Here is a 12,574-nt window from a genome sequence, read left to right on the forward strand (position 1 = left end):
ATGACCAAGGACGTCATAGCCCTCACCCAGCGGATGCCCGACCCGTCGGCGGTGCTCGCGGGTCTGCTCTCCGGGGGGCCGGACAAGCTGGTGAACGCCACGGGCGAGGGGGCCGTCGTCCAGCTCTGCGACGAGCAGGGCCGGCCGCTGGTCTCGGTCGAGGCGCCGCTGCTGGTCCAGGTCGAGGGAGAGGCCGAGCGGCTGCTCGGGGCCACTGCGCCGCGGGTCCCATACTGGTGGACCGAGGCCCGTGCCACCACGGGCGTCCCCGACGCGGAGCGGCTCGCGGGGACCTTCGCGGCCCGCCTCGCCACCCTTGCGGGCGGGTCGGCCTGGCCGCCGGAGCTGGCGCGCTCGCTGGACGTGGTGCGGACCGACGGGGTGAGCGTCGCGCCCACCCCCGCCGCGGCGCAGCCCGCCGTCGACGTACTGACCCACAGCGTGGCGGTGATCATCATGGACCGCCCGGTCGTCGCCATGACGGCCTGGCTCGCCGACGCCTTCCGGGCCGCGGCGGCGGCGGAGCGGGGCATCCAGATCGTGACCCCGCCCGGTACGAGGCTCTCGCCGGCGGTGCTGTCGAACATGCCGGGCTGGCCCTCGCGTTGGGTCGTGCAGGATGAGCGGGAGGGCTACTACGACGGCCTCTCGGGCGCGGTGCTGCGCTGGCAGGACGGCATGTTCGGAACGCTGGTGTCCCCGCACGCCACCGAGGACGACCCGGCGACCCCGGTCGCGGCCTCGTACCAGGAGCTCGTGGAGACGGGCGAACGGCAGCTGGCCGTCACATTCCGTACGGTCCACCCCGCCGACGACCGGCTGGTGCTCGGCGGGGCCCTGGAGACGGTGTGGCGCGAGCTGACCGGCGAGCTCCCGTCGGGCTGGGGCACGGCGGAGCCCGCGAACCTGCCCTGGTCGCCGGGCCGCCTGACCGACGTCGCCCACGCCCGCTCGCCCGAGCCGACGTGGTTCGTGGTGGTGGGCGGCCGGGATCGCCCCGGCCTCGCCACGGTCCGTGTGAGCCGCACGAAGGCGGGCGTCGCGGAGGGCGTCACCCTCGCCTTCGGCTACGGGGCCGGCGAGGAGCTGCCGCTGGACGCCCTGCACCGCACCGCCGAGACGCTCGTCACCCGCCACCACCTCCAGTCGATGCTCGTACAGCTCCGCAAAGCCCGCCGCGACCTGTTGGTGCCGCCGCGCTTCGAGGGACCGGGGGTGCCGCTGGCCTTCGTCCTGGGCTCCGAGGAGGTCCGGCGGATGCCGGACGACCGGGCCCGGCGTACGCCGCTGGCCGAACAGCCGCTGCGACTGGGGCCGAAGGCCCGTCCCGCCTACTACTACCCGCTGCCCGGGGATCCGTCGGACCTGTCGGGGTGGAGCGACTTCGAGCAGCTGATGAGGCATCTGAAGGGCTCGTGAGGGCGCCTGGCTGTTTGTCATAAGTGCGTCACGGCCGCCTCGTTGCTCGTTGCATCAGCGATGTAATTTGATAGAACTAGTCAAACTTACGGTCGTTCGAGTGTGCGGGGGAGTGGGATGAAGTTCGACATGGGGACGCAGGTTCTGACGAGCCTGATGTCGGGGTCGCGGAATTCGAGTACGGACCTGGGGACGTTGATCAAGCTGCTGGTGGATGCTGCGCAGCCGTTGGAGGGCAAGTTCAACGGTCAGGGCAAGGTGGCGTTCGACTCGTTCAAGGCGCGTTCGGACGGTATCGCGAAGGAGCTGAACGCTTCGCTGGCGGCGATCCTGGGCGGTCAGTCGGGTATGGAGCGGGCTTTCGGGTCGGGTGACCAGGAGCAGGGTGAGAACGCGCGGCAGCAGCAGTCGGCGGCGAACTTCGATGCGGCCCGTTTCTCGGGCCGTTGATCTTGTTCTGAGTTTTCTTCGCGGGGAGTGTGGTTGTGATGGCTGGTGACAAGGACCGTCGTTCGTACGACGTGGGTGCTTCGACGGAGGCGCAGGGCAACATCAAGGTCGTGATCGGTCAGCTGGAGCAGGTGATCGCGGCGCGTGAGGCGCAGGTGGCGAAGGCGATGTCGGACTTCGCTGCGGATGGTGTGGCGGATGACTACCACGCCAAGGAGACGCGGTGGAAGAACGCGTCGCAGGAGGTCAAGAACATCATCCAGCTGTTGAACACGACGCTGGAGAAGAACGACGGTACGGCGCAGCAGACGCTGCAGCGGGCGAAGGCCGCGGTCGACAACATCGGCTGAGCCTCAGCCGAATCGTTTCAGCGGGTCGGCAGGGCAGTAACGGCAGTACGGCAGGACAGTAGGGCAGCGGGTTACACGGGGGTGGGTCGTCGATGACGTCATGGGACATCAAGCCGCAAGGCGTGCAAGGCCAGTTGAAAACCGTCGGCGACCACGCCGGTGAACTGGAGAAGGCCTTGAACACCCTGCTGACGGACATGTCACAGGCAGCGCAGTTCGCCGGCACGGCGATCATGGGCTCGCAGTCGAAGGTCGTCGGCCCGCTGGCCCCCGGCCAGGCGCGGAACGCCATGGGCCCGGTGGCGGCCGCCCTCGGTGAGTACCTGGAACGCCGGAAGCCGGAACTCAAGTCAATGACGGAGCGCATCGAGGCCTGCATGCGCGGCGCCGCGACGGCGACCAACGAGTACCTGGAAGGCGACCTGGACCAGGCGAAGGCGGCCCAGGACGCCGCCCGTTCCGTGAACCTCCAGTACCTGCGCGAGCACTCGGGGGAGCAGAAGTGAGCAACGCACCGGTCGATCCGGCTGAAGTACCCATCTTCACAGGCGACTTCGCGCAGCTCGACCTCAAGGTGAAGGCCATATCGTCGGGCGGGGCGGCGATCGCGACGGCGACGAGCGACGTCCACAGCAGCTTCGGCGGTCTGTCGGCGTTCTACCAGGCACCGGAGGCCGACCAGCTCTTCGCGACGACCAAGCCGGTCTCCGACCTGGGCCTGAAGATCAGCTCCGACATGTGCACGATCGCCGGCGCCCTGGGCACCTACGCCCGCGAGGCGGAGCCGATCGCAAAACGCCTCGACTCACTCAAAAAGGAAGCCGAAGCCTTCCGCTCCAAGGTCTCGGACGACGAGCACTGGGACCGGGACGGCGACCTGATCGACGAGAACCTCGAGCGCCGCAACAAGATCGCCGAGGTCTGGGCCCAGTTCCAGGACGTCGAACGTGCCGCCCATGCCAAGATCGTCGCCCTGGTGGGCGGCACCGCCCTTACCAAGGACGACGGCTCCCACGGCAAGGGCATGTACGGCTACGACGCCGAGGCCATGAAGCAGGCCAAGACCCTGCCCTGGGGCGAGGCGGTCGAGGAGGACATCCCCGCCTGGCAGATCTGGGAACACGCCTGGGAGTTCACCAAGGGCTTCTTCGTCGACGGCGTCTGGGGCACCCTCAAGGGCCTCGGCGGCCTCGTCGGCCTCCAGGGCTGGGACACCTTCAAGCAGTCCTGGACGGGCCTGGCAAAACTCGCCACCGGCCTCGCGATCATCTCCATACCGGGCGCCGGCCCCCTCATCATGGGCCTCCCGGACGACAAACTCCCCTCCTGGGTACGTGACTCGCGCACCGCCCTCAAGGAGACCGGCAAGGCCCTCCTCGCCTGGGACCAGTGGAGCTCCAACCCGGGCCGCGCGGCGGGCGCGGTCACCTTCAACGTGATCACCACCATCGCGACGGGCGGCTCGGGCAGCGCGGCGGCCGGCGCGGGCAAGGCCGGCGCGGTCGCCAAGGCCCTCTCGGCGGCGGGCAAGGTGGGCCACTACGTCGACCCGATGACGTACGTCTTCAAGGGCGCCGGCGCTGGCATCTCCAAGATCGGCGACGTCATGGCCGCCCTCAAGGGCATGGGCAAGGTCGAAGTCCCCAGCATCAACATCGACGGGGCCATCTCCCTCCCCGAGGGCACCGTCCACCTCCCGGACGGCGCGATCAAACTCCCGGACGGCACACCGATCCCGGAAGGTGCGACCAAACTCCCGGACGGCAACATCAAGCTCCCCGAGGGCACGACCACCCTGCCCCCGGACACGGTCAAGCTCCCCGGTAACGGCCCGGGGAAGTTCATGGACCTCGAGGGCACCATCTACGACGAGGCCGGCAAGAAGCTCCCCGGCGAGGCCCCGAAGGACATCGTGGACACGCCGAAGGCGGACGTCCCCAAGGTGGACGTCCCGAAGGTCGACACCCCCGCCCCGGCGAAGGTCCCGGCGATGGCGGGCGCGGGCGCCCGCGGCGGCGACGAGGCCATCCGCCTCGGCAGCGACATCTCGGACCCCCTCCACACGATCGACAACGGCGCCCACGGCGGCCCGCACGGCCTCGACAACACCCCCACGGGCCGAGCCGGCGACCACACCCCGGGCGGCCACGCCCCGGACAACATGCCGCGGAACGACCTCAACAACGGCCCCCACGGCAACGGCCCCCACCCGGACACCCCGACCACGCACTCCCCGGACGGCCCGTCCGGCAGCGGCACCCACCCAGACGGGGCAGGCGGCGGCCACCCGGACGGCACGGGAACGGGCGGCGGCAACCACCAGCCCCCGTCCACGCGCGGCGCCCACCCTGACACCCCGGGCACAGGCGGCGGGGACGACGCGGCGCGCGGGGGCAACGCGGGACGGAACGCGAACCAGGAAGACCAACTGGTCCGGCGCACCCCCGAAGAAGCCAAGGCCATCCAGGACGAGCACGTCCGATTGGCCAATGAGGACCCCGCCTGGCGCACCAAGTACTACGACGCGGCCAATCACCGCAGGCATGCGAATGAAATCGTCGACGGCCAGTACCTTCCCATTCTGAAGGACGTCGGCAATGGAAAATTCATATCCACCAGTGAACTGCCTTATGGGCCCGCCGAGGAATTCCGCCTGACGCCCAAAACTCCTACGCTCGACAATCTCAGCCTTGAGCGGAAGAACACACTCGACGACCTCGCCAAGAAGCACAAGGAATATACGGAGTTCGGGGTTGCAGACCGAGCCCACAAAGCCAACCCGACCGAAGAGACCGCAGCCGCTCTGAAGGCGGCCAAGGATGCCATGGGTGACACCCCGATCAATACAAAGATCGGGGAGAAGCTGGGCGAGGCTTCAGCACGGTTCCACGTCATCCCGGAAGTCTTCCGCGACGCGGTGGAAGTCGCGGATCTCCCCAGCACTGCCAACGGTTCCCGTGCCTTCGACCAGCTGTACCAGCTGAAGAACGGCGACTATCTGATCGTCGAGGCAAAAGCGCCCGACGGACGACTCGCTTGGCGTCAGGGAGTAGGCGCCAACGCGAACAGACTGGTCAGGCAGGGAACGCTCGAATACGCTCACACGATCGTCGACGAGATGTTCGAACGCGGCGGCCGGGACCGGGAGCTTGCAATCAAGCTCCGAATCGCCCTATTGGACAAAAAGGTCCAGTATGTCATGGTTCAGGCGAAGCATCATTCGGGCGCCTATGCTGGTGGCGAGCTCCAGTACTTCAAGATCTTCAAGGAAGAGGGCCAGAGCTAGTGGCTACAGCCATTCCCCGTCACAGCATTTCCCGGCAGGACCTTCCGGGCCGCGAGCCGTCCCTCTCGGAACACACGATGATGTTGATCGACCGAATCGACAAGGCGCCTTTCGCCCTTGAGAACGCGATGTCGACGGCCCTCATCACCGCGTACGAACGGAGTGCGGTCGATCCCACCGCCACCTGGCTGGAGTCATGGGAGGCCTGGGTCGCGGCCATGCAGTGCGGTTCGGCCGTATTCACCGCTGCCACGACGACCGAGGCCAGCGTGCAATGTCTCATCCACCACGAGACCCGCACGGTTCCGGCCTTCATGGATCCCGAACCGTTCGTGGACGCGGGCCACTGGACCACTGCCTTCTACCTGGCGGTTATCTGCCGCAATGCAGAGCGCATCACAGCCCTGTGCAACGTTCCGCCGGCAAAGCTGCGCGAATCGGGGGCGGTTTACGACGCGTACAACTACGCCTGGATCGAAACGCTCCAGGCCTTCTGGCTGGGCCGGCCGGACTTCGCCGACAAGCTCATGGAAGCGGCCCGGGGAACCGACCCCGACCTCCCGTCCATCGCCGGCCACGACCATGTCTCACAGCTCTCGTGGCCCCCCATGGACCTCCTCCGGTGGCGTGCCACCGGCTCACACGAGGAGTTCAACCGCTCGCTCGAAGAAGCGCTCCGCGCCCACAAGGCGTACTGGACGTCCGACCAGGGGCGTGCCGATTCCCCCTACGGATGGGTGGCCTTGGCCCCTCTGGCGATGGCCTGTCTGGCCCAGGACGCCGACTTCCCCATCGAGGTCGAGTCCGAGTACCTGCCCGAGCACCTCCTCAAGGGCACATGGGCCGGGGAATTCCCCACGTGAGCAGCCCGGTGGTCCTGAGCGTGTCCCGCCAGGACCACCCGAACGAACCGGACTGCTTCCCCCGAGTCCTCCTCGCCTTCGCCCCGCCAGAGGCATTCGACGCCTGACAGCACACGTATCAGTTCTTTTGAGGAGAGGCGCGTTGCGCTCGAACATCTCCCGTCACTCATTTCCTACGGGGAACACGGAAGCGGCACTCGCCCTTCTCAAGGAGCGCGCGGAGGCATGGATCGGCCGCCTGGAAGGACGTCCCACCGCTCTCGGCTCGGCCCTGAACAGCACTCTCCTCGTCGCCCAGGCACACTGCCTCATGGACCCGAGGGGTGCGATCTATCCCACCTGGGACGCCTGGGTGACCGCGATGCAGGTCGGCTCGGCCGTGTTCGCCGCTGCGACCACGACCGAGACCCACGTCCAGTGCCGCATCGCGCACAAGGACATCACCCTAGAGGCCACCGGTCCGCAGCCCTACGTGACCCCGGCCTCCTGGATCACCGCGTTCTACCTGGCCGTGGTGTGCCGGGAGCGTGACCGGATCACCGCCCTGTGCCGGGTACCGCTGTCACTGCTCCGGGAGAACGGCGGCGTCACCCAGGAATTCGAGTACGCCTGGATCGACACCCTCCAGACCTACTGGCTCGGCGGCCCCGACCTCGGCCAGAAGCTGGTGGCCGCGATCGACGGGACCGACCCGGAGACGGCATCGGACCCGGAGACGGTGGGCCGGTTGTTCTACCCGCCGATGGAGATGTTCCACCGCGTCATCCGCAACGACGCAGAGGGCTTCAACCGCGCCCTCGACGCCGCCCTGCAGTGGCACCGGGAGTACTGGACACAGGAGGACCGGTCGCAGCTGATCTCGGGCCTCGTCGCGCTCGCTCCGCTCGCCATGACCTGCTTCGCCCGGGAAGCCGGCATCTCGATCGAGGTCGAGTCCGACTACCTGCCCGCGGTGCTGCTCAACGGCAACTGGCTCGGAGAATTCCCCACGTGACGAGCTCCGCCCCGGGCAGACGGCACGGAGTGCTGGATGTGCCGCGCCAGGACTACCCGCAGGACCGGTGGATGGCAGTGGTCCCCACCATGGAGGAGTCCCTGGCCGATTCGCTGGAGAAGATCGAGACCTCACACAACTCCAGGTCTGACGCGATCATGGAGTCGCTGAACGTCGCCCTCGTCCGCTGCGTCGCGGACCCGGGTGCCGTCATGCTGGAGACCTGGGAGTCCTGGCTGCTGGCCATGCAGGTGCACTCGGCCGTCTTCGCGGCCACCACCACCGACCAGACGACGGTCACCTGCAAGATCCGCCAGGAGGAACGCCACCTCGACACCACCGGGCCCCAGACCTACCTCAACGCGGACACCTGGCTCGACGCCTTCTACCTCGCGATGATCTGCCGCGAAGCGGCCCGCCTCGACATGCTGGCACGGATCCCGGTGTCCCTGCTGCGCGACTTCGGCGGCACGCTGGACGAGTACACCTACGCCTGGGTGGAGACCCTCCAGAGCTTCTGGCTCCGCCGCGACGACCTGCGCACCCACCTCGTGCGCGCCGTGGACCTCAGTGCTCCCGAGCAGGCCCGCGTCGTCGACGCGGAGGAGATGAGCAAGCTCCGCTACCCGCCGATCATGATGCTCTACCGCTACCTGCGCAACGACGCCGCCGGCTTCAACGACGCCCTGGCCGACGCCGTCCGCTGGCACAAGGAGTACTGGACCGCAGACGAGGACCGCACCCACAACATCCTGGGCGTCGTGGCCCTCGCCCCACTGGCGATCGCCTGCCTGGCCAAGGCCAACGGCCTCCCCTTCGAGGTCGAGTCCGGCTACCTCCCCGAGGCCCTCCTCGATTTCGCCTGGCGCGGCGAATTCGACGCGTAGAACCGCGAAAGCCACAGGCACCCTGCGCCGGGCTTGCCCAACGACAAACGCGGCGGTACCGGATTCGGCGGCGGAGACCCGCCTCCAGAGCCCGGTGGCCCCCGGCCAGGCCGCGCCCTGCCGCAGGAGGCCATCCATCGGCCATGGACCGACGCTGCTACTGCGGCGTCTCCTTCGGGGCGAGCGGCAACCGAACGAGCGTCCCCGATCTGTTGATCAGCATCTCGGGGACATCTTCCTCGTAGAAACGGATCTGGCCGATGGGACCCTCGGTATCGGAGTGGCAGGCGAGACGTTCCGCCAGCGAATCGAAGTCCGGCATGAGCTCGGCATGGATCTCGTACCGTACCGTCAGCGCCCACCCGTTGGCGGTCCTGGCGAGCTCCGCCACCCGGACACCGCCGGTGCGCACTGCCGGGCCGCGCGATGCGAGCAGGGGTACACGTCGAGTTCCCCGTCCGCCGCTCGCTCCTCTTCACCGAGGTGCCACCGCAGATCGGCGAGGACGGCAGGCGGCACCGAGTCGCGGAGGTTCAGGGCCAGGTCCACCGCATACAGGTCACTCATGTCCCTAGCCTAGAAGGACCGTCGAGAAACGGCTCAGCTCCACGGGCGGCGGCCCCGACCGGGCCTCGTCCACGGGCGGCCACTCGGACGAGGTGGCTGGACTGCCACCGACGCCCGCTCCCTCGGTGGCGACCGCCTGGTGGCCCTGGCCCCGCTCGCGGTCGCGTGCATGCCCTACGACGCGGACATTCCGATCGAGGTCGGGTGGAAGTACCTTCCCCAACACCTGCTCAAGCGCTCCTGGGTGGGCGAGTTCCGGACGGGATTGAAACACCCATAATCGCCACCGTTCGCGACCACAGAGCCAAGAGGAGCCTTCCGTGACCGTCATCGTGAGTCGGCATTTCACCCCCGGCGCCACGGAAGAAGAATGGGCCGAGCGTCTCTGGGTGAGCCTGGCCCGGGACATCAGCGAGCTGGAGGAGTACCCGCATTCACTCCCCACGGCCTTCAACGACGCGCTGCTGCACCTCGGAGCGCGCTGCACCGTGGATCCGTGTGCGGAGCGGCTGGAGACGTGGGAGGCCGTGGTCAACACGCTGCAGCTGGGCTCGGCCGTGTTCGCCACCGTGGGCGCGGACGAGGGCACCGTGGAGTGCCGGATCAACCGGGAGATGCGCACGCTTCCGGCCGAAGGCCCGGCAGCCTTCGCCGACCTGGGCGCGTGGCTGACCACGTTCTGGCTCGCCATGGTCTGCCGTGACCAGCAGCGCCTGACCCAACTTGCGGAAGTCCCGCTCAGCCGCATCTCATCCAGCGGCTACGACACCTTCGTCTGGCACTGGGTGGACGCCCTCCAGACCTACTGGCTCCAGGGCCCCGACCTGGTGGAGAAGCTCACCCTCGCCGTCGAGATGTCCCAGCCCGATGTCGCCACGCTCACCCCGCACGGCCTGCTCCGTACTGTGCTCGCCCCGCCCATCAACCTCTTCTACCTGCTGATCACCAACAACCCCAGCGGCTTCAACGAGTTCTTCGTCCAATCCCTCGAACTCCACCAGGCCTACTGGACCGTCGACGAACAGCGCGCGGAAAAGCCCGACGGCCACCTCGCCCTGGCCCCTCTGGCCCTCGCCTGCCACGCACGCGACCGTGAAATGCCGATCAACGTCGAATCGGGATACCTTCCCCACCACCTCCTCACCCGCGACTGGGTGGGCGAGTTCCCCACATAACAGGTGCGCGAAACGTGACGGTGGTGGTGAACCGTCATTCCGTCCCGGCGGTCGACGACCGCGCTCACCCTCGCCAAGGGGCACCGCCTGCTGGACCCGAGAGCCTCGATCTTCCCTGCCGCAGCGCCGACGGCTCACCACCGAAGGCCCCCGCGTCAGCTGCTACGGGGCAGTACGGGCCGCAGCAGGCGGCCACGGCGGGCCCGATCCCGTTAGCTCAGCGTTCTGTCTCCGCTCGTTCGGTGCGCTGGACGCCAGGACGTTCCCCGCGCGCTTTAGGTCGTCCAGCGGCTGACGACGGGGGTTGGCCGTCCCGCAGCGCGTCGGACGCGGTCGACGCGACGAAGCCGCCGGACGTGTTTCACGAATACGCTCAACGGATGAATGCGCAAGTGCCACCATTGAGCCATGTCGGGTATGCGGGGGACGAACCCCGCGCCTTTGGGGCGCCTTGTACTGGACCGGTACGAGTTACTTGAGCACTTCCCGGGAGGCATGGCAGAAGTCTGGAAAGCCCACGACCTGCGGCTGGACCGCACCGTCGTCGCCAAGTTCCTTCGCGTCGCGGACCGCGGCACCCATGCGGCCCGCCGCTTCCTGCGCGAGGCCCGGATCCTCGCGGCCATCGACGATCCGCACGTCGTCCGCATCCACGACGTGGACGAGACCGAGATGGCCGGAACCTGGCACCTCTACCTGATCACCCAGTTCATCGAGGGCCGCACCCTGCGCGCCGCCGTCCCCAAAGGGCACCGGCTGCCCGTGGCCCACGCGCTGGCCTGGGCCGCCCAACTGTGCGACGCGCTGGTCCCCGTACACGCCCGGGACCTCGTCCACCGCGACGTAAAACCCGGCAACGTCATGGTCCGGGAGCCCGCCGGCCGGCTGATCCTGCTCGATTTCGGCATCGCCCGCTCCTACACCGCCGTCGGCGAGCTCGGCTACGCCGCCGGCATCACCGCCACCACCCAACTCCTCGGCACACCCGAGTACATGGCCCCGGAGCGGTTCCTCCTGGAGCCCGTCACCCCCGCCACCGACCTCTACTCCGTCGGCTGCGTCCTGTTCGAGATGCTCACGGGCCGCCAGCCCTACGTCTCCCACGGCGACTACGGAGCCCTGGCCAAGCAGCACTGCCACGCCGTGGTGCCCTCCGTGCGCGCACTGCGCCCGGAAGTGCAGCCCGCCGTGGACGTGATGGTGACCCGGCTGCTCGCCAAGAACCCCGGCCAACGCCCGGCCGACGCCCGGGAGATGGCCGCGCTGTTCCGCGCCCTCAGCGCGGCGGTCAGCCCGGTGCCGACCGTGATCGTCACCCCGTGCACCCCGCCGCCACCGCCCCCGCCACCCGGGCCGCCGGCCGATCCGGCGGCCGAGGTCGAGGCCCGGTGCAACGCCGTACTGGAGGCGGAGCCCGACCCTGTCGAGCGGGTCAGACGGCTCGGCGAGGTCCTCGACTACGCGGCCGGCGTGCTCCCCTCCGACCACCGCAGCGGCTGGCTGATCGTCCTGCACCTCGCCCAGGCCCTCGCCCGGGCCGGTATGCCCTCCAAGGCGGCCGACCGGCTCGCCCCGGTGGCCGCGCGGGCCCGCCAGGTCCTCGGAGCCGACGACGAGCTGGCCCTCGTATGCTCCCTCAACCTGGCCCGCTACCTGGGCGAGGCCGGGCACGCCCCGCTGGCCGCGCAGCACCTGCTGGAACTCCTCACCGCGGTCTCCGGAGACCTCTCCGCCGCCGACCCCCGCATGTCGGAGATCCGCTTCGACCGGGCCCACTGGCTGGCCGCGGCCGGCGAACAGGCCCTCGCGGCCACCGAGTTCGAAGCCCTCTACCAGGACCACCTGACGGCGCACGGACCCGACGATCCGAGAACCGTACGGGTGTGGGAGCTGATCAACCGCGACCCGAAGTGAGAGGCAGCTCAGTCCGCCCCCGTACCGCCTCATACCGCCGCACTGCCTCACCTCCGCACTGCCTCACCTCCGCACCGCCACCATTCCCTGGGGAGGGATGACGAACATGGCTGACATGTACGACCTCAACGCGATCCGGGACAGCTTCTTCGCCAGCCAGTCCAAGAAGCCGACGGGCCAACAGCAGGACGTCTACGTCGACCGCGAGGGCAAGGTCCGTCTCGGCTACGGCGGCGAGGACGACGCCCCGCTGTCGAGAGTCCCGCAGAGCACCTTCGCCGCCCTCGGCACCCCAGACCGACTGGCCCGGGAGTACGAGGTCGTACGGACCAAGTTTCCCGCCAACACCTACTACGAGGACGCTCCCGGAGCCGAGGGCTGGGTGTACGAGATCACCACGATGTTCCATCGGACGTACGTGATGTGCGCCCACTTCAACGGCACCGAGTACCAGGTACGGCTCATCGAGCCCGAACTGGAATCCCTCCCCAGCCACGACGCGCACGGCGTGCACCTCTACACCAGCGGGCTGATCTGTCTGTCCGAACGACCCGGTTCGGGCCAGCCCACCCTCCAGGAGGCCTACGCCCGTTCGGCGGCCTGGGCCCTGGGCGTGGACTTCGTCGCGATGGGCCACCCCTTCCCCTTCAACCGCAAGCAGTAACAGCC

Annotated in this window: 12 protein-coding genes; 11 read left to right on the forward strand and 1 reads right to left on the reverse strand. The window is 68.6% G+C overall.

Going from position 1 to position 12,574, the window contains the following annotated elements; genetic code table 11:
• The 8 genes from ACFYOB_RS19635 (at window position 1) to ACFYOB_RS19670 (ending at window position 8,249) form a co-directional block, all read left to right on the forward strand.
• The gene (locus ACFYOB_RS19635) at window positions 1-1,419 is read left to right on the forward strand and encodes a DUF6177 family protein (protein ID WP_388561094.1); all 1,419 of its coding nucleotides are present in this window, start codon (window positions 1-3) and stop codon (window positions 1,417-1,419) included.
• Between the two features lie 117 nt (window positions 1,420-1,536).
• Window positions 1,537-1,869, forward strand: coding sequence for a hypothetical protein (locus tag ACFYOB_RS19640; RefSeq protein ID WP_328926890.1), 333 nt, complete (start codon window positions 1,537-1,539; stop codon window positions 1,867-1,869).
• Window positions 1,870-1,907: 38 nt separating this feature from the next.
• Window positions 1,908-2,219, forward strand: coding sequence for a pore-forming ESAT-6 family protein (locus tag ACFYOB_RS19645; protein ID WP_388561095.1), 312 nt, complete (start codon window positions 1,908-1,910; stop codon window positions 2,217-2,219).
• A gap of 92 nt (window positions 2,220-2,311) precedes the next feature.
• The gene (locus tag ACFYOB_RS19650) at window positions 2,312-2,725 is read left to right on the forward strand and encodes a DUF6507 family protein (protein WP_388561096.1); all 414 of its coding nucleotides are present in this window, start codon (window positions 2,312-2,314) and stop codon (window positions 2,723-2,725) included.
• Window positions 2,722-5,505, forward strand: a complete 2,784-nt coding sequence (locus ACFYOB_RS19655) for a hypothetical protein (protein ID WP_388561097.1) — start codon at window positions 2,722-2,724, stop codon at window positions 5,503-5,505. Before ACFYOB_RS19650 ends, ACFYOB_RS19655 begins: the two co-directional genes overlap by 4 nt.
• Window positions 5,506-5,585: 80 nt before the next feature.
• Window positions 5,586-6,368: an immunity 49 family protein gene (locus tag ACFYOB_RS19660; protein WP_388561098.1), complete on the forward strand. Its 783-nt coding sequence runs from the start codon at window positions 5,586-5,588 to the stop codon at window positions 6,366-6,368.
• Window positions 6,369-6,510: 142 nt separating this feature from the next.
• Window positions 6,511-7,362 (forward strand): immunity 49 family protein, encoded by an 852-nt coding sequence (locus ACFYOB_RS19665; RefSeq protein WP_388561099.1) that lies wholly within the window; start codon window positions 6,511-6,513, stop codon window positions 7,360-7,362.
• Window positions 7,359-8,249: an immunity 49 family protein gene (locus ACFYOB_RS19670; RefSeq protein WP_388561100.1), complete on the forward strand. Its 891-nt coding sequence runs from the start codon at window positions 7,359-7,361 to the stop codon at window positions 8,247-8,249. The genes ACFYOB_RS19665 and ACFYOB_RS19670 overlap by 4 nt, the downstream gene beginning before the upstream one ends.
• Window positions 8,250-8,406: 157 nt before the next feature.
• Here the strand turns inward: ACFYOB_RS19670 and ACFYOB_RS19675 are convergent, their stop codons facing one another.
• A complete protein-coding gene (locus ACFYOB_RS19675; protein ID WP_388561101.1) occupies window positions 8,407-8,640 on the reverse strand; it encodes a hypothetical protein in 234 nt (77 codons plus the stop codon).
• A 496-nt stretch (window positions 8,641-9,136) separates the two neighbouring features.
• Between ACFYOB_RS19675 and ACFYOB_RS19680 the strand changes: the two genes are divergently transcribed.
• From ACFYOB_RS19680 to ACFYOB_RS19690, 3 genes are all read left to right on the forward strand, one after another.
• Entirely contained in the window at window positions 9,137-9,991 is an 855-nt protein-coding gene (locus ACFYOB_RS19680; RefSeq protein ID WP_388561102.1) for an immunity 49 family protein, read from the forward strand.
• Window positions 9,992-10,486: 495 nt separating this feature from the next.
• The gene (locus ACFYOB_RS19685) at window positions 10,487-11,905 is read left to right on the forward strand and encodes a serine/threonine-protein kinase (RefSeq protein ID WP_388561103.1); all 1,419 of its coding nucleotides are present in this window, start codon (window positions 10,487-10,489) and stop codon (window positions 11,903-11,905) included.
• Between the two features lie 106 nt (window positions 11,906-12,011).
• Entirely contained in the window at window positions 12,012-12,569 is a 558-nt protein-coding gene (locus ACFYOB_RS19690; protein ID WP_388561104.1) for a hypothetical protein, read from the forward strand.
• The last annotated feature ends 5 nt before the right edge of the window (window positions 12,570-12,574 follow it).

Origin of the sequence: Streptomyces sp. NPDC006463 (assembly GCF_042870715.1) — a bacterium.
Classification (GTDB): domain Bacteria; phylum Actinomycetota; class Actinomycetes; order Streptomycetales; family Streptomycetaceae; genus Streptomyces.

Coding starts and splice junctions, on each gene's coding strand:
- ACFYOB_RS19650 (WP_388561096.1), top strand. CDS start 2,312: ATGACGTCATGGGACATCAAGCCGCAAGGCGTGCAAGGCCAGTTGAAA.
- ACFYOB_RS19635 (WP_388561094.1), top strand. CDS start 1: ATGACCAAGGACGTCATAGCCCTCACCCAGCGGATGCCCGACCCGTCG.
- ACFYOB_RS19660 (WP_388561098.1), top strand. CDS start 5,586: ATGTTGATCGACCGAATCGACAAGGCGCCTTTCGCCCTTGAGAACGCG.
- ACFYOB_RS19645 (WP_388561095.1), top strand. CDS start 1,908: ATGGCTGGTGACAAGGACCGTCGTTCGTACGACGTGGGTGCTTCGACG.
- ACFYOB_RS19685 (WP_388561103.1), top strand. CDS start 10,487: ATGGCAGAAGTCTGGAAAGCCCACGACCTGCGGCTGGACCGCACCGTC.
- ACFYOB_RS19690 (WP_388561104.1), top strand. CDS start 12,012: ATGGCTGACATGTACGACCTCAACGCGATCCGGGACAGCTTCTTCGCC.
- ACFYOB_RS19640 (WP_328926890.1), top strand. CDS start 1,537: ATGAAGTTCGACATGGGGACGCAGGTTCTGACGAGCCTGATGTCGGGG.